Source organism: Aneurinibacillus terranovensis DSM 18919 (genome assembly GCF_000430625.1).
Lineage (GTDB): Bacteria > Bacillota > Bacilli > Aneurinibacillales > Aneurinibacillaceae > Aneurinibacillus_B > Aneurinibacillus_B terranovensis.
The window spans coordinates 1-19,163 of sequence record NZ_AUMJ01000074.1 but is presented as its reverse complement, the minus strand read 5'-3'; the positions used below and the strand labels follow the sequence as shown (position 1 = coordinate 19,163).

Sequence of the window (19,163 nt, the reverse complement as noted above, 5' to 3'; positions counted from 1 at the left end):
TGCGACAATGGAAGTGTCCTTCTTGTCATAGTGAATGGGACAGGGATGTAAACGCAAGTTTGAATATTCTTGCCGAAGGCAAAAGACTACTATCTGCATAATCGCAGTAACCGCAGGAACTGCGGGGATAGCTTGGTGGTACATCATGTACTAATTCTGCTCAGTAGAGCGGACTACCCAAGAATCTCGTGGCTTTAGCCATGAGAGGTTCAAAAGCTCAACAATGCACTTAAATGCTATTTTAAGATCTTCCCTTGACGCGATTGATGCTTGGCCACCTTCGTCCGGTTCCCACAAATCTTCATAGAACACCATTTGCGCCTCCCGCTGACATCCATAAACAGCAATACACAATCGGGGTTCGCACACCGATGAAGAGTAAGAAGATCTCCTGTTGCAAGGAGACGAAGAGCGTCAAAGGCGACCAGAGATACCAGGGAATGGGCAGGATTCCCCATTGGAACCGGTACTAAGGACTTGTCCATAACCCTGTAAGAAAATGGAGCCTGCTCTACCAACTCCTCCAAATGTAGTCTCGAGCTATCCGTCGGTTCGTTCCCATCTGCTATCTCCTCAAATTCCTTTCGTAAAAATTCACGCACCTTGCGCAAAGCCTGCAATGCTTCAGGTGAGTCATATCCCTCGAGAAGAGTGGCCGGAACCAAACTTCCTGCCTGCTCCATCGTATTTATCCAACGACCAAGATCGTCCGAAGTTACCAGCAAATCATGCCGGATACCCCGCCGAACCACCTCGGTATTTACAAGATCCAGCGAAAGGTGCCCCGAAACAAGTGGAAATTCCTCAGTTTGTGCCATTCTTATGCCTCCGGAAACGGATCGTTTTCGAAACTTAACTAACCTCATTTTACAATATTGACAGGTTAAATAAAACCACGTATTATACTAACCATAAAATAGATAAAAATATGGTTAGTTAAAGGAGGCATACGTATGAATCAACCGTTTATTGGTCCCCGCATTATTTTCGTATCATTTTTGACACTGATAGGTGCTTTTGGACTGAACCTTACGGCCGGACAATTCTTTTCCCCACTACATACTACCTACGGCTGGAGCTTGACAACGCTGAGCCTGGCGGTTTCTCTCAACATGCTGACGTGGGGACTCTTTCAACCCGTGATGGGACGACTGATTGACCGATTCGGTCCAAAACCGGTGATTGCAGGAAGCGCAGCACTGATGGGCCTTTCTTTCTTGCTCTCTGCGACCATCACACAAATCTGGCAGTTCTATGTATATTATGGGATTCTTGCGGCGGTGGGCTTCGCCGGCTGCGGTTCGATGGCCAATTCTGTCCTGGTTTCCCGGTGGTACGTTCGCAAGCGGGCCGTTATGTTGGCGAGAAGTTCGATGGGCATGAACATTGGCCAGTTGGTGCTTTTGCCACTTACGGGGATACTGATCGGATATTTCAATTTTCGAACCGCTTTTCTCGTACTTGGGTTCATCATGCTTTTGCTCATTGTCCCGACTGTTCTACTGTTCACAAAAAACAACCCACAAAAAAACGGGCAGGCTCCGGACGGTGATCCTTCATCCACCTTCACACCTCCTCGAAGCGCCCCGCTCTCTGAAGCGCTTCAAAGCCGTGAGTTCTGGCTGGCCAGCTTAGCGTTTGTCACCTGCGGGTACTCACTTTACATGGTTACGATCCATCTTCCCAAATACGCCGTTGACTTGGGCGGTGGGCTTGCACTTGGCGGAAGACTCCTTGGAATAGCGGCCGCTGCAAGTGCTGTATCCATGTGGTTCACCGGGCAACTGTCAAAAACCTACGGGAAGAAAGCATTGCTGATTTGGTTATACATGATTCGTGCAGTCGCACTCGCAATACTGGCCATGTCCACAAACATCCGGGAGCTATACGTCTTTGCAGTCCTATACGGAATTTCGTCAATGCCGATCATACCGCTCGTAACAGGCATCATCAGTGATCGATTTGGAGCCAGTGCACTGGGAAGTATTCTTGGTTCCACATGGTTGCTGCATCAGGTTTTTGCCGCTGTTGGGGTCTTTCTTGGAGGATATTTTCGTACAATTACAGGGAATTATCAGCTATCATTCTGGACGAGTGCAATCATTTTATTTATTGGCGCACTACTCACTATGGCCCTGAGCGAGCAGCCGCTGCAAAAAAAATCGACAACTCAAGTTGCGCGATGAGCTGACGAAAACGAAGTCTTTCAGTGATCGGCTATGTATCACTATAAGAATTTGAAGAGGCTGAATACGCTATCAGAGAAATAGCTGCACGGGCTCAGCAATCAGCTATTTCTCTGTGTTTTACGTGTCGATTTTTTTGACATAACGCTAAATGAGCAGTTTCGTTTGTGGAGACAAGCAAAATCAATGATGATCAGATGGTTGCCCGGCCAATGCGGTTAGCTTCAGGTACTTCAATCAGGCGACCGCTTTTCACGTCGTAAATAAAACCGTAGATCGTAATGTTGTCCGGAACAAGAGGATGGGAACGAATCCGTTCAACATCGTCGATAACACTCTGTTCAAGATTGTTGATCGTCAAGAATTCCATGTATTCTCCCGCTCTGGAACCGGGACCTCTTCCCACGTCGTGCCAGTTTTGCCCATCGAACCTGGCTGTTTCCAGACTGTTGGCAAGCAAATTGCGGATGATTTTATTGGTAAACGTCTCCATACCACAATCGGTATGATGAATGACGAACCATTCCCGTGTTCCCAACAGCTTGTACGAGATCACGAGGGAACGAATCGCATCGTCGCTTGCCCGGCCTCCGGCATTTCGGATCACATGAGCATCGCCTTCCGCAAGTCCGGCAAACTTGGCCGGGTCGAGGCGCGCGTCCATGCAAGTCAGAATCGCAAATCGACGCTTCGGCGGCATCGCCAGATTCGCTTTGTCCCCGAAACTGGTAGAATATGCATCATTCGCAGCCAGTACTTCGTTCAAAATATTGCCCATTTTCAGTTACCCTTCCTTAAATTAATTCTTAAAATTCACATATGTTTACTGTGATTATAATATGCTGTTGTCCTGTCGTCAACAAACTCTTGTTCACAATGAGGGGGATAAGTTTTTTAATTAAGACATTTCATATTGAATCCTCACCGATTTAGGGATATAATAATACAATGTTAATTTATTAATTTATCATTCATTATTACATTTAGGAGGAGACATCATGAAAGCGCTTACTTTTGGTGGGAAGCATAGCAAGGAACTAGTTGAAAAACCAAAGCCTTCCCTTGTGAAACCGACGGATGTCATTGTGAAAATTACTAAAACAACTATTTGCGGAACGGATTTACACATTCTTAGCGGAGATGTTCCTGCTGTAACAGCAGGTAGAACATTGGGCCATGAGGGTGTCGGAATCGTTGAAGAAGTCGGGTCAGCAGTCAACAATTTCAAAGTCGGGGACAGAGTGCTTATCTCCTGCGTTACTTCCTGCGGAAAATGCGATAACTGCAAAAAAGGTTTATATGCTCATTGTGAAGACGGCGGGTGGATCTTAGGTCACTTGATCGATGGCACTCAAGCTGAATACGTTCGCATTCCTCATGCTGACAACAGTCTGTATCACATTCCGGAAGGCGTGGACGAAGAAGCACTTGTAATGCTCAGTGATATATTGCCTACCGGATTAGAAATCGGTGTTCTTTCCGGACAAGTAAAGCCCGGCGATACGGTAGCCATCGTAGGAGGAGGTCCCGTAGGCCTGGCCGCACTGTTGACAGCCCAATTCTATTCTCCCGCTGAAATCATCATGATCGATTTGGATGACAACCGTCTTGAAGTTGCCAAGAAATTTGGAGCGACAAAAGTGGTAAACTCTTCAGACGGCAAAGCAGTTGAAAAGGTAATGGAGCTCACAGATAAAAAAGGCGTAGACGTTGCGATAGAGGCTGTTGGAATTCCCACAACCTTCTTGCTCTGCCAGGAAATCATATCTGCAGGTGGACACATTGCGAATGTCGGGGTGCATGGGAAAAGCGTCGAACTCCACCTTGAAAAGCTGTGGATTCGTAATATTACGATCACTACCGGTCTGGTGAGTACAAACTCGACACCTATGCTATTAAAGACTGTAAAATCAGGGAAATTGAAACCCGAGCAATTAGTTACTCACCGTTTCACCTTTGATGACATCGAAAAAGCTTATGATGTCTTCAGTAATGCGGCGCAGAATAAAGCGTTGAAGGTTATTATCTCAAACGAGTAGCTTTCTTTAACGAACGATACGATATCGTTAGTGAAATGGCAGCAACCATCTCCTCAATCTCCAACGCCACTTTTCATGTAAAAACAAAATGCGCTGGCGAGAGAATAGAGATCTTCTCAACCAGCGCATTGAATATGTGTCATCAAATTGTTCCAGCAAGCCCTGCTTACTCTGGATAGTCTGGATAATCTCCCCCAGGGAATCGCTAAGGTGAATAGTATTGGAGTACACTCACTGTTTCAGCATCAAATTCAAATTGGTAATAGTGTTACCGTATCTTTTGCTTCCAGGTTTTCAATCATTGTATACCAAGACTTTGGTTTATTCGGTAAGACAGAATAATAACGTCTCAAAAACTTGACAATAAGATCCGTTGGCAACTGATTAATATTATCGTCCATAGGGAGAAAACAAAGATCGAGTCCCATCACAGCCTCCCCATCATTGTTCCAGGATGGATGGACATAAGGGAAATCAAGACACTTATAACCAAGATGAGATAATACCTCACGACGAACATATGGATCCATGGGCTTTACCCCACCAAATTCAAAATTCTCTACCCGATAAGGGTCATAAATTTCGGCGAACATTCCATATAATTGATTTCCTTTTGCTGTGGCCAAGGAGTTGAAATCCTCCAGCCTTTTTTGAGCTAAAAATCTACCGATAGCAAGTCCGGTTTGGCCAATAATTGTAAAATCAGTCATCGCGACATTAAAATCTTCATAATAGCGGTACTCCGTCGCTCCTACTACATTCCCTTCATGAACAGCAACAAAGACACGAATTCCCGGATCTTCCAGAGGTTCTTTCCAAAGATCGAATTCTAATACTTCTTCGGGAGGGAATACGTCTTGCATTAATTGATGCATTTGTTTAAACAAAGGATCTTGAATACTCGTAATTCTGCGATATTCCATCTTCATAATTCTCCTTGTTACGATTTTGATGTGTAAAAAGGATTTTTCCATTCCATAAGTGCCCCATAATTACACGATTCTTTATCCTCTAAATAGTCAGCTATCACTTTAACAGGGATACGGCCACAGCGAAGCAGGAAGGTGATGACCGGATCTTTTAGTTCACCATTTACGATAGCTTCCAGATATTGTTCCGCCGTCATCTCATTCGCTTTCTTGTAATAGCCAGGCATTCTTCCGCCGCCTAACAACCGTTCCAATCCTTTGTGAATAACGACGTCATACATGGATAACAACAGCCATTTTCCTAACCCTAATTTTCGATAGGAGGGACGCACGCTAATATCGACGACATAGAGCGTATTTCCATCCGGATTATGGTTTCGAATATACCCATTATCCGTAATCTCTTCCCATGTATGTTCAGGATGCTTGAAATCAAAGTCAACAAGTAACCCGGTCATCGAGCCTGCAATTTCACCATCAACCTCAACACATAAGGCTCCCTCGGGGAACAAGGTAACATGGTTATGCAATTGTTCCGTGTTCCACCATAAATCAGGTGAAAACGGCGGAGGAAAACTTTCCTGTTGAATGCGAATTAATTCAGGAAAGTCATTTTCTTTATAATTTCGGATGACCGCGGAGACAGGACGATCTTGGTCAAAAACATAAAACTCCTTTCGGTACATTCTTCTACCCCCCTCGCAGAACAGTTAATCTCTCCTTATTTCCAATCCGGATAGAGATCTATGCGACGATCACGCCACGTGGTGACGGAACCACTTTCACGAACTTGATATAGTAATTCAAGATTTAAGTCAGCGGTAACAATCATATCATTATTCAGCTCTCCTTCTACCAAGATGCCGCGGGGAGGAAATGGAATATCGTTTGGTGTAATCACCGCCGCTTGCCCAAAATTCGCACGCATAAAGTCAACCGTGGGAAGCGAACCTACTGTTCCAGTAGTTACGACATAAACTTGATTTTCCACCGCTCTTGCATGGCTTGTGTAACGGACGCGGTGGAACCCATGACGATCATCAGTACAAGAAGGACAGAAAATAACATCAGCGCCTTTAGCCTTCGCCATCCGAACAATTTCTGGAAATTCTATATCATAACAGGTAAGCATGGCAATCGTGCTTTTCTCTGTCTCAAATACCTGCAAACTTTCGCCTGGCGTCATGTTCCACTCCTTAATCTCTGTTGGCGTAATGTGAAGCTTAGGCTGTTCTGCGATTTTTCCATCTGGATAAAATAAATGAGCTACGTTGTATAAATGGCCGCCTTTACGGATGACATGGGTTCCCCCAATAATATGCATCTTTGTTTGCTTCGCAAAGGATGAGAATAAGTCACGATACTGTTCTGTAAAGTCAGGCAGATCATTAATGGTTAAAGCACGTCCTTGATTATCTCCGATAGACATTAATTGAGTCGTGAAAAATTCGGGGAATAGCACAAATTCTGCCCCAAATTCTTCGGCTGTTTTAATATAATGCTCCACTTGCTTAGAAAATTCTTCAAAAGATTGTATGGTATGAAGATGATATTGAATCGCTGAGACCCTTAGTTGCATTAGCTCTTCCCCCTCTTTTGTTATCAATTTAGAAAAAATTCCGTCCAATCTATAGTCCCGATATTATTTATAAGCGATATCGATATTATTAGACACATAATAATTTTAAGCAATACATACTTTCATGTGATATAGTATCGAAAAGTATACTAAAAGGAATAAACCAAAAAAGGGCAATGGACGGTCGTCACTGCATATGCGTAAAAAACAACGTGCAATGACCTTTAGAAAAAGGACTGCACGTTGTTTTTTCTGTCTGATAACTACATGTTGCTTTTTCTTCATCACTATCTTGATGATCATGTACCAATTTGGGTCAAAAAGGGTCTCTTTTCCGACAAAGAGCAGGAATCGTACCCGTAAAGGAGGGAGTATTTTTTCTACTGGATAGATTCTTTAATTTTCACCTTGTCCTTTAGGACCGTCTCCATGTAGTTTTTACCCCATGCATACATAGAATCAAGGACCGGCATTAAGCTTTTTCCTTGTTCGGTCAGTGAATATTCTACTTTTGGCGGAACGACAGGATAGACTTTACGATAAACAATCTGGTCTTCCTCCAGCTCCCGCAAATGGTTAACCAGCATTTTTTGTGTAATATCTGGGATAAGGGCTTTCAGTTCACTAAATCGCTTTGTACCACTTTTACCTAAATGCCACAAAATAATCATCTTCCACTTTCCACCGATGACGGAAAGAGTCAATTCTTTTTCACAGTTAAATGCCTGTTCATGAGTACGTCTCATTCGTTTCACCTCGATACCTATTATAAACCATAGTATATTTTTTGATACTATATGATATTAAAGCACCTACTTACTGATTAATATCATATATAGTATACTGACGTCTGTACAAGTGATAAATACCTACTGCTTGTCGAAGTAATGGTGAATATATCTGATTAACCCCCTATGATTGGATATATACTCTCTTAATCTCACTTTTTCATAGTTTTTCGTTAAAGTTTGTGGAATACCAATATATTAGGCTAACCAGCCTATCATGCCCGCCTCTCCATGTAAAGCCTGACACGCGTTTCTCATGCTCATCGATTTACTGCACTTGATTAGACACGGACACCGATGTAACTTGTCTAGAAGGCTAAAGAGATATGATTTGTTACTACGCGCAAATGATAGGTATATTACTGTTTGCGCAACAAATAATAAACACAGGAGAGAACAACATGAATCGTGTTTACGATTCCGCGCGATATTTATTTCTGAGAGATCTCTCTTGATGTCTTAAAGACTTGTTCTTGTGTAATGAACCATTTCATTTAGCTGACTTTCCTTATAGTATACTTTTTGTTACTACATTACAAAAAAGTGCATACTTCCTTTTTTAAAAGTTCGAACCTAAAATAAATCATGTGTTAAACAAACACAAAACATCAAATGTCTTTTGGCAGATTCAACACAATACCAAATGAATTAGCCAAAAAAAGAAATCAAATTTATAGTAATTAATTTTTATTAGGAGTGAAGAATTCATGGAACTTCAATTAGCGTTAGACCTTGTCAACATTCCAGAAGCAAAAGACCTGGTAAAAGAAGTGGAGGCGTATATTGATGTTGTAGAAATCGGTACGCCGGTGGTTATTAATGAAGGCCTTAGAGCCGTAAAGGAAATCAAACAAGCATTTCCTTCTTTGAAAGTATTGGCAGATCTGAAAATTATGGATGCGGCCGGATATGAAGTCATGAAAGCCTCAGAGGCTGGTGCTGATATCATCACTATCCTCGGAGCCGCTGAAGATATGTCAATCAAGGGTGCCGTTGAAGAAGCTAAAAAACAAGGTAAAAAAATTCTGGTTGACATGATCGGAGTTAAAAATTTAGAAGAACGAGCGAAAGAAGTCGATGCGTTTGGCGTAGACTATATTTGTGTGCACACCGGTTACGATCTTCAGGCGGTCGGCAAAAATTCTTTTGAAGATCTTCTGAAAATTAAACGTGTCGTAAAAAATGCGAAAACTGCCATCGCAGGCGGCATTAAATTAGACACGTTACCGGAAGTCATTAAAGCAAAACCAGATCTTGTCATTGTAGGTGGCGGTATTACCGGACAAGAAGATAAACAAGCCGTAGCTGCTGAAATGAAAAAGTTGATTAAACAAGGGTAATGGCAATCATGCAGACTACTCAATATTTAGTTAAAATCATAAAAGAGTTACATCGTTCAGTAGACGTAATAGCTGATGAAGAAGCTGAAAAACTGGTAGATGGGATTCTTCAATCAAAGAAAATCTTTGTAGCTGGCGCAGGCAGATCTGGATTTATGGCCAAGTCCTTTGCGATGCGAATGATGCACATGGGTTTAAATACCTATGTAGTAGGCGAAACCGTCACCCCTAACCTAGAAAAAGGTGACATTTTAATCATCGGATCCGGTTCAGGAGAAACGAAAAGTTTGGTTTCCATGGCTGAAAAAGCAAAAAGTTTAGATGGAACTGTGGCGGTTGTAACGATTTTCCCTGAATCGACCATTGGACAATTAGCAGATATTGTTGTTAAATTACCTGGCTCACCTAAAGACAAATCGGACAGTGGATACAAAACCATACAGCCAATGGGGTCATTATTTGAGCAAACCCTCTTATTATTCTACGATGCAGTTATATTGAGGTTTATGGAGAAAAAGGGATTGGACTCCGCTACTATGTTTGGCAGACATGCCAATCTTGAGTAGAGCAAGGAGTCCTGGTTTGCAAAAAATATTCAGCATAACAGAGTTTTCGTTTATGAAATAAATCAAAAAAACCGGTTTTTCCTTGATGTAGGAAAAACCGGTTTTTTGTTTCCAATAAATGTATCAGCATAGGTTTTTTATGTTTTATTGATACTATTTGCCTGCCCAAACAAACGGCTGATCAAACAGGTTTACACCCAGCAAGTGTCCGCTGATCCCGCAAGCCTTCTCGAAAAAGTAAACGGATTTTTAATTTTTTCACTTTTTTTCCACGGCATGTCCTCCAAATTCATTGCGAAGAGCAGCTACCACTTTACCTGTAAAGGTATCATCTTCTAATGAACGATAACGCATCAATAAGGACATGGCGATGACAGGCGTAGCGGTTTGTAAATCCAAGGCGGTCTCAACCGTCCATTTTCCTTCACCAGAAGAATGCATAACCCCTTTGATTTCATCCAATTTCGCATCCTTAGAAAACGCACGCTCGGTTAGCTCCATTAGCCATGAACGAATCACCGAGCCGTTATTCCACACTTTTGCTACTTTTTCATAGTCATAATCGAATTCGCTTTTCTCTAATACTTCGAATCCTTCACCAATGGCAGCCATCATCCCGTATTCAATTCCGTTATGAACCATTTTTAAGAAGTGACCACTCCCTGCTTTTCCGGCATATAAATACCCATTTTCTACGGCTGTATCTCGGAAAATCGGCTCCACAATGCTCCAAGCTTCAGAGTCTCCCCCAACCATGTAACAAGCTCCATTGCGGGCACCTTCCATCCCACCGGAGGTCCCTACATCCATAAAGCTCACTCCAACTTCCTTTAGTTGGTTGTAACGACGAATCGATTCCTTATAGTGAGAATTCCCAGCTTCAATGACAATATCTCCCTCGGTTAAAAATGGTGTAATCTCATGGATAACTGAATCAACGACGAAGTGCGGAACCATAATCCAAAGAACTCTTGGCGTTTCCAATGATTGAACGAGTTCCTTTAAGCTTGACGTTCCCTTAACCCCATATCTTCTCATTTCTTCAACCGCATTCGTATTTACATCAAATGCCACTACCTCGTGTTTGTGGTTGATTAGATTCTGTCCTAAGTTCAATCCCATTTTTCCTAAACCGATTAACCCGACTTTCATATTCATTGCCTCCTGATAAGTATCTTCATAGAATAAGACTTGTTATATTACGCTTCCTAACAGTTTAATTTGTAGAATCAAGTCAAAACCTCAAGAGGACCTTTATCTAACCACCACTGAAATCCGTCCTCTCCCAATAATTGATGTGACGCCTCTGGACCCTCTGAACCTGCCTCATATTGATGAAGAGGTAAGAGGTTTTCTTCAAATGCCTCTAAAATCGGTTGCACCCACCTCCAGGATAATTCCACTTCATTCCAATGGGCAAAAAAAGTGGCGTCGCCTCGCAGAGCGTCAAATAGTAAGAGTTCATAGGCTTCCGGCACATTTTTCGTATTAGGTGAAAAATCCACAGTAATAGGCTCAAGCTGTCCACTTTTTAATGGGTTTTTACTATTTAATTGCAAAGATACACTTTCTTTCGGATTTACCTGGATTACTAATAAATTTGGGATTGGCTTTTCGTTTTGGGTGATATACAAATCTTTTAATGTATTTTTAAATTCAATGACAATACATGTGGACTTTTCACTCATTCTTTTCCCTGTACGGATATAAAAGGGCACTCCCTTCCAAAAAGGATCATCAATCCATAAACGAGCAGCAACGAAGGTATCCGTCATTGAAGAACCATCAACACCAGGTTCTTCCCTATATCCAACTACCGCTTTATTTTGTATTTCCCCTGGGCCATACTGACCACGAACCACATGTTTCACTACATCCTCTTTACGTAAGGGACGAAGGGATTCCATTACTTTTCTCTTTTCATGACGGATATCTTTGGCAGTGATCCGTTTTGGTAGCTGCATAGCCGTCATCATTAACATTTGCAACATATGGTTTTGAACCATATCTCGAATGGCTCCAGTGTGGTCATAATAACCAGCCCTCTCTTCTACCCCAACCGTTTCACTTGCCGTAATTTGTACATTCGCAATGTATTGATTGTTCCATAAAGCTTGAAGAACAGGATTCGCAAATCCTAAAGCTTCAAGATTTTGTACCATCGGTTTTCCAAGGTAATGGTCAATGCGATAAATTTCATCTTCTTCAAACGCTTTACTTAATTTTTCGTTTAGGTCTTGGGCTGACTTCAAATCATGCCCAAACGGTTTTTCGATAATCAGACGTTTCCATCCTTTTGTAGAGCCTAATCGACTCTCCTTGATGTTTAACGCAATCACATCAAAAAACTTGGGTGCAACGGATAAATAAAACATACGATTTTCAGAGATGCCCAACTCTTTTTCTCGACATTGAATCATTTTAAGTAACGATTGGTATCCTTCTTTTTTCGTTACATCTAAGTGACAATAACGGAAGATACGGAGAAAATCTTCCAAATTTGAGTTATTTTCTGGCTTACGTCTTGAAAAGGTTTGTAAAGATTGTTCTACAAATCTTTGAAATTCAATATCTGTAATTTTTTGTCTTCCTGTCCCAATAACGGAAAATGTACGAGGTATTTTTTGATCTAAAAACAGATTGTATATGGCTGGGAATATTTTTCTTTTCGCTAAGTCACCTGTTGATCCAAATAAAACAAAGGTCATAGAATCCACTTTTAATTCCTCCGCTTTTTCAAAACTTTCTTCAAAAACAAAAATGTTAATTTTTTGATTAAAAATATCTCCTTTGTATAAATTTTTACAAAAGAGATTGTATGGTATGAAGATGATATGGAACCGCTGATACCCTTAGTTGCATTGACTCTCCCCGCTTTTATTATTAATCCAGAAAAATTCCCCTCAATCTTTGTTATTTATGAGCGATATCGATATTATTAGATATATAATAAATTTAAGCAAGTACATACTTTATTGTGATATAGTGTCGAAAAGTATACTAATAAAAATGTAATGGGTGGAAAAAAACAACGTGCAGTCCCTTTTATAAAGGTCACTGCACGTTGTTTTTTTCTGTCTGATCACTCATTTTTAAGTTGAAAAGTATCTTTCTGCTTCATTCAACCTATTTTAAATTGTGAACATAAATCTCCTAGTGTTGAAAAAACATAATCGGGTTTGATACGTTGATCTTCAAGCTGGTGAATAGTAGTTACTCCTGTTAAAACTAGGGCTGTCTTTATCCCACTATTAATTCCAAGCATAATGTCCGTTTCTAAACGATCGCCTACCATCAAACATTGTTCGGCTCTGACGCCTACTCTCTCTAATACCTTTTGGATATAATAGATGGATGGTTTTCCTACAACAGTGAGGATATTTGTTGTGCCGGCCGCTTCAATCGCCTTTGCAATCCCCCATGTATCCGGAATAATACCATCTGGAGTCGGGCAAAACGTATCTGGATTTGCAGCGATCAATTGCGCCCCATTCAGAACAGCTCTCATTCCAATACGGAGCTTTTCATATGAAAATTGGCGATCTAAACCAACTAACACATGGGTCGCATCCGATGGATTTTCTGTCACTACTACATTACACCTTTGAAGTTCCTCTTTGATTGCCTCTTCACCGATGACTAGAACATGTGCATCCGGGTTGAATTCCTGAAAATATAGCCCTGAGATGTACGCAGCTGTGATCACCTCGTCAATCGATGCGTCTAACCCCATTCTCTGTAATCGTTTTTGACAGTCTAATCGAGTGTATATAGATGTGTTGGTCAGAAACATAACCTTTTTATTTTTATTTCGCAAATAAGAAATTGTTGATTGAACATGCGGAAGTAAAGTTTCTCCGATATAAATCGTTCCATCAAGATCAAAGAAGTAAGCTTCAAATGAAGTAAGATCCGGCAATGAAAAATCAGTCCTTTTTTCTTATAATAAATACTCCACCCATAACAGAGAGGGAAGTTACAGGACATTTTCCATAAGCAACTGTTTTCCATCTTTTAATTTTTTCAGATCTATACCAGGAGCATACTCCAGGATAAACTGGCAGGATTCATGAATCTCTCTCATCTCGGCAAAAATAGGTTCCCAATCCACTGTACCTTCCCCTATTGGCAAATGTTCGTCGCCATTTCCCGAATTATCATGAAGATGCACTCCAAATAACCGTGATTTTGTGGAGCGAATCATTCTAGGGATATTCCATTGGTTTAAATGAGCGTGTCCGGTATCAATTAAATAACCTGCAATCTCATCCACATCATTAAGAAACACCACAAATTCCTCTTCAGTAAAAATAGAGGTTCCTTTATATCCTACATTTTCTATCGCTAACTTAACTCCTAAAGGCTTGGCGATGTTACATAATTGCTGAATATACTCTTCTGCTCTTTTGCGGGCTAGCACTTTATCAAATATCGGCGAAAAACAAAATCCGGGATGAATCACCACGTGCTCTGCTTTAATCTCATGCGCAAAAAGGATGGATTTTTTATACTCTTCAAAAGAAGTTTGACGGATTGCCCGATTCTCACTGGTCAAATTGGTATCCCAAGCAGGAGGATGAACCGTATATTTGAGCTGCTCATTCCGCAAAATCTTTTTCATTTTTTCAATTTGCCCATCCATATCATCCCATTCTAAACCATCCATCAATAACTCAATCTTATCTGCGCCATGCTCGACAAGCTGTTGAAGATTTTTTTCAATTGGATGCGTTAATAAGATTAAGTCCGAATAACAAATTTCACTATTCATTTCCTTCACCTCTTAAGTAAAAATCAGTTTATTTTCATCGATTTGCAATTGGATCTGGTCCCCTTGATTGATAAGGACATCATTCGGAATATCCACTATTAATTTTTGTCCCTGGCAATCGACCAGAAGCCGAAAACGTTCCCCTAAAAAAATCACTTCATTTACGAGCGCATGGAAGCTATTTTTGTTTCCAATACAGATATCTTCAGGTCGTATAAAGGCCTCTAGTTCCGCTCCTGTTGAACATTCTCCACGATAAGGGACCTGATGGAAACCAAAGTCTATCCAATGATCTATCGAGTTAGACCTGATTTTCCCGTGTAATCGATTGATCTGTCCAACGAACTGTGCCACAAAAGAAGAACGGGGATGGCGATAAATTTCTTGAGGCGTTCCTACTTGTTCGACGACACCTTTTTTCATGACAGCAATACGGTCGGCAATCGCCATCGCTTCTGTTTGATCGTGAGTCACATAAATCGTGGTGATTTTTAGTTTTCTAAATAATTGGGCTAGCTCCATTCTTAAATGGTCTTTTAATTTGGCATCTAATGCGGTAAGCGGCTCATCCATCAACAAAACCTTAGGTTCAATGGCCAGGGCCCTTGCTACGGCCACCCGCTGCTGCTGCCCACCTGATAATTGAGATGGTCTTCGATCCCTTAATTCCTTAATATTCATGAGTTCCAAAAGTTCTTCTACTTTTTGTTCTTGCTCCGTCCTGCTCTTTTTACGTAATTTGATTCCAAAAGCAATATTTTCTGCCACAGTCATTGTGGGGAAAAGGGCATATTGCTGGAATACAAAGCCGATATCCCTTTTTTCAGGTGGAAGATGGATGATTTCCTCTTCATGAAAAAAAATGGTCCCCTCTGTTGCCTTTTCCAATCCTGCAATAATCCGCAGCAGCGTGCTTTTTCCACATCCGGAGGGCCCCAGTAATACCAAAACCTCCCCTTCCTCCACCTGCAGGTCGATAGGCTGCAGCACTTTGGTTCCATCAGGAAACACTTTGGAAATGCCTTTAATGAGAATATGATCGTTATTCATTTAAACTCCTCCATTCCTGGAAAACGTAGTCGATTGATTCAGCTTGTGCAAAAAATACATGAGAGGAATGGATAATAAGAGAAAAACAACGGTAAAGGCACTTCCAACCTCAATTCTTAAAGTTGAATAAGCATCATATAAACCAACCGGTAATGTCATCGTAAATGGAGTATATAGAAAAAAGGTCATATTAAATTCTCCAAGAGATAACATAAAAACCATAATAGCACCGGATAAAACAGCAGATTTAATGCTAGGAAGAATCACGTAAAAAAACCGATAAAACGGTCCTGCACCCAGACTCGCCGCACAATCATCGAAAATCTGGAAATTCTTTGTTCTTAACGTTCCTAAAACCGTTCGAAATAATAAAGGAAAGGTAACAACAACATGTCCGATCAAAAGTAAAACTCCTGATTCCCGAATGAGAGGATAGGTTTGTATAAGCGCAAGGGCTATGGCCACACCGGGTACGGCAACGGGAAGTGTGAGAACTTCTTCTATCCCTTTCATCCATGAATGACCGGATTTCGACAATTGGTAAGCGGTCATCGTTCCCAGAAGGATATTGATCACAACTGTCGATAAAGTAATGATGAGTGTAAATAAAATGGTATGTCCGTAATTTTGAAAAACTTGTTTGTACCAATCCAGAGTCCAGCCTGATGAAAACAAATGGCTGCTCCAATAAACAGAGAAAGAACCAACAATCGTAATGAGAAGGGGCAGAATCAAAAATGCACTCGTTACTAAAATAAGAAGATAAAGGAACAGTTTTCCAACAAACTGCATCAACGCTTCACCCTTTCTAACATGGTTCGATATCCCATATTCATCAGGACACAGATCAAACCAATGACAACGGCAATGGCACTTGCGGTCTCAATTTTAAAATTCAACGTTAACTCGTTATACATAACAATAGGTAAAATTTCAAACTGATCCGCCAGCGTATAGGCGGTACCAAAGGCACTCATGGATGTAGAAAAAGCAAGTGCGCCGGCAGAAACAAAAATGGGAAACACGGTAGGTAAAACGACATAACGAATAGCTTGCCAAGACGTTGCTCCCATTGTTCTAGCCGCTTCTTCCAGGGAGCGATCAAACTCCTTAATCGCCCCATACAAAGTCATAATAATACGTGGAATCTCAAAATAGAGATACGCCAAAAAAATGCCTTTAATCGTATAGGCAAAAACCATACTCTTTTCGCCTAAAAGGGTCTGTGACAGTAAAGGCAAAATTCCTGTGGACCCAAAAAGGATAATAATCATAAACCCGACGACAACCCCGGGAAAAGATATAGGAAACGTTAATAAGGTGAAATATAACGATTTTCCCGGGAACTCATGCCTGGCAAGAAAAAATGCCAGGATTCCTGATAGGATAAGTGCTGTTATGGTCACACTTAATGATAACCATAAACTATTCACTAACGCTTTGAAGTAATAATGATTGGTTAATATTTGTGAATAGTTAGCAAGAGTTAACCCATTTCCGCTTTTTACACTTGTAATGATGAGAACCACTAAAGGGTAAAGAAAAAAGAAACAAAAAATGACTAAAACAGGTATGATAAAGATAGGTTTACCGCGGCTACTCATTGCTGCCCCTTTCTAATTGCTTGCAATCACTTCTGTCTTCCACAAGTTTGTAAAGTTGGATTTAACCTGATTCATTTTGTCAAAGTCTACATCTTTTGCACGGGCATAATCACTGTCAGGCAAAAATTTATTCTTGATTTCATTAGGAATATCAATATTTCGAATGGGTTTCACATATCCCTCAGCAAACAATTTTTGACCTTCATCAGATAAAGTGAAGTCAATATATTTCTTTCCCGCTTGCTGATGCGGTGCATTTTTAACCAAAGAGATAGCGTACGGCACCTTCAACGATCCTTCTTTTGGAATCACCACTTCGATAGGTGCATGTTCGTTGTATTTCATGGTATACCCGTTAAAATCAGCATCAATTAGGATAGGAATTTCGCCTTTCATTACTTTCGCATTGGCCGTTTGCTTAGGATGAATGACCCCGTTTTGCTCCAGTTTCTTCAAATATTGAATACCTGGATTCCAGTTGTCTAAGGTTCCGCCCATGGCTAAATTAGCAGCCGTTGTAACACTATAGCCCACTGCAGCCGAGGTAGGATCCAGGAAGCCTACTTTCCCTTTATATTCAGGCTTTAATAAATCAGCCCAGGACTGGGGAACAGGAATATTTCCCAAAGCACTTTTGTTCACAATAAATGAAATGACACCATAATGGATGGTCATCCACTTTCCATCCTTATCTTTTAATGATTGTGGAATGTCATCAAAATGCGGAGGTTTATACCCTTCAACTAAATCCTTTTGGGCAGCCTGCGGCCCATAAACAATTCCATAATAGGCAACGTCAGCAACGGGGTGTGCTTTTTCTGCAATTAAAGAAGTTATCGTTTGTCCACTGTTTTTGTTATCTCCAGGCACTGTGATGCCCGTTTTTTGTGCAAAGTCTTTTTGGACCGCTCCCCAATTTGCCCAAAGAGGAGGATTATTATAGGCAATAGCAACCTTATCGTTGCTGCCGGCAGATGAACCTGCAGATGTATTTGGTGATGCCGAACAACCAACGATTCCTAACATGAACGCAGAAAGTGCCAGACTTACTTTCAAAGTTTTAATCATAATTTGTATCCCCTTTTTCTCATTCGCTTTTTTGTAATGAAGATCTGATCCGTGGCGTCTTCTCTGCCAATTCTCCTTTCAGATTAGTAATTACAAGATGAACAGAAAAAGGGTGAAGACTAAAAAAGCGCATAATTCTCCCTTGGTTCCATTCATCAAAGGAAGAACTATGGGCTTTCACTCGTCTCCACCCAATCGTTCGAACCATATATTCTTAAATTGTATAATACAATAGGATTACAAAAATAAAGTTAATGGTTTGTAAAAAAACCGTTAAAATTGCACATTCCATAATTCCGATTTACTTAATGATACCGCATCGGCACCCGCCTCAAGAGCGTCATTTACTTGATTGATAGACCAAATCAATCCCGCAGAAATGATAGGCTGTGAGATATGCTCTTTAATAAATGAGATAATGGAAGGGGCAATCCCAGGCATGATCTCAATGGCGTCTGGTTCATTCTCCTTTATATTTTGAATCGCCGTCTGAAGAGAAGTCGTATCAATCAAAAATACCCGTTGAATCGTTACTAAGCCCTCTTTTTTAGCCGCACGGATCACCGGGCTTTTCGTCGTGACAACTCCTGTGGGTTGAACATAATGGGATAGAAACCGGAAGGCTTCTTTATCACTGGACAGCCCTTTAATAAGATCAGCGTGAAGAAATAACGGCTTACCTTGTCGTTTCCCTTGAAATCTTTCATCCATAAGATCAGTTAATTTCCCATGCATAAGTAAAACTGCACTTGCATTAGAATTGATGGCCTCTGAAAAACCAGTTTGCTCTGTTGCAGCTATGACTCGCCCTTGTTGTAAGATGGTTTTTATATCCACTCTAGAAATCACCTTTCTAAACGTAATAGTCCATAAATATCTTAAACGATGGATATTAATTTACTGTAAAGATCGAACCACAGGCAATTACTTGAACCTCTCATGGCTAAAGCCACGAGATTCTTGGGTAGTCCGCTCTACTGAGCAGAATTAGTACATGATGTACCACCAAGCTATCCCCGCAGTTCCTGCGGTTACTGCGATTATGTAGATAGTAGTCTTTTGCCTTCGGCAAGAATATTCAAACTTGCGTTTACATCCCTGTCCCATTCACTATGACAAGAAGGACACTTCCATTGTCGCAAGTTAAGATCTTTAACCTCTTTGTTTTGGTATCCACAACACGAACAGAGCTGAGAGGAAGCAAAGGTTTTACCTACGGCAACGACAGTACGTCCATACCACT

21 protein-coding genes are annotated in these 19,163 nt (G+C 41.0%); 5 read left to right on the top strand and 16 right to left on the bottom strand.

Annotated features, from left to right (window positions below; genetic code table 11):
- Positions 1-101, top strand: a 101-nt coding sequence (locus tag H525_RS26455; RefSeq protein WP_155837291.1) for a zinc ribbon domain-containing protein, incomplete at its 5' end; no start/stop codon positions are given.
- 135 nt (positions 102-236) lie between these two features.
- Here the strand turns inward: H525_RS26455 and H525_RS0113805 are convergent.
- The gene (locus H525_RS0113805; RefSeq protein ID WP_027416681.1) at positions 237-818 is read right to left on the bottom strand and encodes a CGNR zinc finger domain-containing protein; all 582 of its coding nucleotides are present in this window, start codon (positions 816-818) and stop codon (positions 237-239) included.
- A 135-nt stretch (positions 819-953) separates the two neighbouring features.
- On the opposite strand from H525_RS0113805, the gene H525_RS0113800 reads away from it, so the two are divergent.
- Entirely contained in the window at positions 954-2,186 is a 1,233-nt protein-coding gene (locus tag H525_RS0113800; RefSeq protein WP_027416680.1) for an MFS transporter, read from the top strand.
- 193 nt (positions 2,187-2,379) lie between these two features.
- On the opposite strand, the gene H525_RS0113795 is transcribed toward H525_RS0113800, so the two are convergent.
- On the bottom strand, positions 2,380-2,964 hold the full coding sequence (locus H525_RS0113795) for a beta-class carbonic anhydrase (RefSeq protein WP_027416679.1): 585 nt from the start codon (positions 2,962-2,964) through the stop codon (positions 2,380-2,382).
- Positions 2,965-3,184: 220 nt separating this feature from the next.
- Between H525_RS0113795 and H525_RS0113790 the strand changes: the two genes are divergently transcribed.
- Positions 3,185-4,225, top strand: a complete 1,041-nt coding sequence (locus H525_RS0113790) for a zinc-dependent alcohol dehydrogenase family protein (RefSeq protein ID WP_027416678.1) — start codon at positions 3,185-3,187, stop codon at positions 4,223-4,225.
- 251 nt (positions 4,226-4,476) lie between these two features.
- Here the strand turns inward: H525_RS0113790 and H525_RS0113785 are convergent, their stop codons facing one another.
- The 4 genes from H525_RS0113785 to hxlR all read right to left on the bottom strand — a co-directional run bounded on the left by H525_RS0113785 (position 4,477) and on the right by hxlR (position 7,479).
- Positions 4,477-5,148, bottom strand: a complete 672-nt coding sequence (locus tag H525_RS0113785; RefSeq protein WP_027416677.1) for a hypothetical protein — start codon at positions 5,146-5,148, stop codon at positions 4,477-4,479.
- 17 nt (positions 5,149-5,165) lie between these two features.
- Entirely contained in the window at positions 5,166-5,840 is a 675-nt protein-coding gene (locus H525_RS0113780; RefSeq protein ID WP_027416676.1) for a GNAT family N-acetyltransferase, read from the bottom strand.
- A gap of 35 nt (positions 5,841-5,875) precedes the next feature.
- Positions 5,876-6,733: a carbon-nitrogen hydrolase family protein gene (locus H525_RS0113775; RefSeq protein WP_027416675.1), complete on the bottom strand. Its 858-nt coding sequence runs from the start codon at positions 6,731-6,733 to the stop codon at positions 5,876-5,878.
- Between the two features lie 380 nt (positions 6,734-7,113).
- Entirely contained in the window at positions 7,114-7,479 is a 366-nt protein-coding gene (hxlR, locus tag H525_RS0113770) for a transcriptional activator HxlR (protein ID WP_027416674.1), read from the bottom strand.
- A 749-nt stretch (positions 7,480-8,228) separates the two neighbouring features.
- Between hxlR and hxlA the strand changes: the two genes are divergently transcribed.
- Complete coding sequence (hxlA, locus tag H525_RS0113765; RefSeq protein ID WP_027416673.1) at positions 8,229-8,861, top strand: 3-hexulose-6-phosphate synthase; 633 nt, start codon at positions 8,229-8,231, stop codon at positions 8,859-8,861.
- Between the two features lie 8 nt (positions 8,862-8,869).
- On the top strand, positions 8,870-9,427 hold the full coding sequence (gene hxlB / locus H525_RS0113760; RefSeq protein ID WP_027416672.1) for a 6-phospho-3-hexuloisomerase: 558 nt from the start codon (positions 8,870-8,872) through the stop codon (positions 9,425-9,427).
- A 258-nt stretch (positions 9,428-9,685) separates the two neighbouring features.
- Here the strand turns inward: hxlB and gnd are convergent, their stop codons facing one another.
- From gnd to H525_RS26445, 10 genes are all read right to left on the bottom strand, one after another.
- Entirely contained in the window at positions 9,686-10,579 is an 894-nt protein-coding gene (gnd, locus tag H525_RS0113755) for a phosphogluconate dehydrogenase (NAD(+)-dependent, decarboxylating) (protein ID WP_027416671.1), read from the bottom strand.
- 77 nt (positions 10,580-10,656) lie between these two features.
- Positions 10,657-12,144 carry a glucose-6-phosphate dehydrogenase gene (gene zwf / locus H525_RS0113750; protein ID WP_027416670.1) on the bottom strand — a complete coding sequence of 496 codons (1,488 nt, stop codon included), beginning with the start codon at positions 12,142-12,144 and terminating at the stop codon, positions 10,657-10,659.
- A 404-nt stretch (positions 12,145-12,548) separates the two neighbouring features.
- A complete protein-coding gene (locus tag H525_RS0113745; protein ID WP_027416669.1) occupies positions 12,549-13,346 on the bottom strand; it encodes an HAD-IIA family hydrolase in 798 nt (265 codons plus the stop codon).
- A 57-nt stretch (positions 13,347-13,403) separates the two neighbouring features.
- A complete protein-coding gene (locus H525_RS0113740) occupies positions 13,404-14,198 on the bottom strand; it encodes a sugar phosphate isomerase/epimerase family protein (protein WP_027416668.1) in 795 nt (264 codons plus the stop codon).
- Positions 14,199-14,210: 12 nt separating this feature from the next.
- On the bottom strand, positions 14,211-15,248 hold the full coding sequence (locus H525_RS0113735; protein WP_027416667.1) for an ABC transporter ATP-binding protein: 1,038 nt from the start codon (positions 15,246-15,248) through the stop codon (positions 14,211-14,213).
- Positions 15,249-16,040 carry an ABC transporter permease gene (locus H525_RS0113730; RefSeq protein ID WP_027416666.1) on the bottom strand — a complete coding sequence of 264 codons (792 nt, stop codon included), beginning with the start codon at positions 16,038-16,040 and terminating at the stop codon, positions 15,249-15,251.
- Positions 16,040-16,852 carry an ABC transporter permease gene (locus H525_RS0113725; RefSeq protein WP_027416665.1) on the bottom strand — a complete coding sequence of 271 codons (813 nt, stop codon included), beginning with the start codon at positions 16,850-16,852 and terminating at the stop codon, positions 16,040-16,042. Before H525_RS0113725 ends, H525_RS0113730 begins: the two co-directional genes overlap by 1 nt.
- A gap of 12 nt (positions 16,853-16,864) precedes the next feature.
- Positions 16,865-17,920: an extracellular solute-binding protein gene (locus tag H525_RS0113720; protein ID WP_027416664.1), complete on the bottom strand. Its 1,056-nt coding sequence runs from the start codon at positions 17,918-17,920 to the stop codon at positions 16,865-16,867.
- A gap of 273 nt (positions 17,921-18,193) precedes the next feature.
- The gene (locus H525_RS0113715) at positions 18,194-18,757 is read right to left on the bottom strand and encodes a glycerol-3-phosphate responsive antiterminator (protein WP_027416663.1); all 564 of its coding nucleotides are present in this window, start codon (positions 18,755-18,757) and stop codon (positions 18,194-18,196) included.
- Positions 18,758-18,960: 203 nt separating this feature from the next.
- A partial coding sequence (locus H525_RS26445; RefSeq protein WP_155837289.1) for a zinc ribbon domain-containing protein occupies positions 18,961-19,163 on the bottom strand: 203 nt, incomplete at its 5' end.

What these genes read in the sequence shown, in the direction of transcription:
- hxlR (WP_027416674.1), bottom strand. Translation starts at nt 7,479, where the DNA reads ATGAGACGTACTCATGAACAGGCATTTAACTGTGAAAAAGAATTGACT.
- H525_RS0113785 (WP_027416677.1), bottom strand. Translation starts at nt 5,148, where the DNA reads ATGGAATATCGCAGAATTACGAGTATTCAAGATCCTTTGTTTAAACAA.
- hxlB (WP_027416672.1), top strand. Translation starts at nt 8,870, where the DNA reads ATGCAGACTACTCAATATTTAGTTAAAATCATAAAAGAGTTACATCGT.
- H525_RS0113740 (WP_027416668.1), bottom strand. Translation starts at nt 14,198, where the DNA reads ATGAATAGTGAAATTTGTTATTCGGACTTAATCTTATTAACGCATCCA.
- gnd (WP_027416671.1), bottom strand. Translation starts at nt 10,579, where the DNA reads ATGAAAGTCGGGTTAATCGGTTTAGGAAAAATGGGATTGAACTTAGGA.
- H525_RS0113805 (WP_027416681.1), bottom strand. Translation starts at nt 818, where the DNA reads ATGGCACAAACTGAGGAATTTCCACTTGTTTCGGGGCACCTTTCGCTG.
- H525_RS0113780 (WP_027416676.1), bottom strand. Translation starts at nt 5,840, where the DNA reads ATGTACCGAAAGGAGTTTTATGTTTTTGACCAAGATCGTCCTGTCTCC.
- H525_RS0113790 (WP_027416678.1), top strand. Translation starts at nt 3,185, where the DNA reads ATGAAAGCGCTTACTTTTGGTGGGAAGCATAGCAAGGAACTAGTTGAA.
- H525_RS0113725 (WP_027416665.1), bottom strand. Translation starts at nt 16,852, where the DNA reads ATGAGTAGCCGCGGTAAACCTATCTTTATCATACCTGTTTTAGTCATT.
- H525_RS0113735 (WP_027416667.1), bottom strand. Translation starts at nt 15,248, where the DNA reads ATGAATAACGATCATATTCTCATTAAAGGCATTTCCAAAGTGTTTCCT.
- H525_RS0113775 (WP_027416675.1), bottom strand. Translation starts at nt 6,733, where the DNA reads ATGCAACTAAGGGTCTCAGCGATTCAATATCATCTTCATACCATACAA.
- H525_RS0113800 (WP_027416680.1), top strand. Translation starts at nt 954, where the DNA reads ATGAATCAACCGTTTATTGGTCCCCGCATTATTTTCGTATCATTTTTG.
- H525_RS0113720 (WP_027416664.1), bottom strand. Translation starts at nt 17,920, where the DNA reads ATGATTAAAACTTTGAAAGTAAGTCTGGCACTTTCTGCGTTCATGTTA.
- H525_RS0113795 (WP_027416679.1), bottom strand. Translation starts at nt 2,964, where the DNA reads ATGGGCAATATTTTGAACGAAGTACTGGCTGCGAATGATGCATATTCT.
- hxlA (WP_027416673.1), top strand. Translation starts at nt 8,229, where the DNA reads ATGGAACTTCAATTAGCGTTAGACCTTGTCAACATTCCAGAAGCAAAA.
- H525_RS0113730 (WP_027416666.1), bottom strand. Translation starts at nt 16,040, where the DNA reads ATGCAGTTTGTTGGAAAACTGTTCCTTTATCTTCTTATTTTAGTAACG.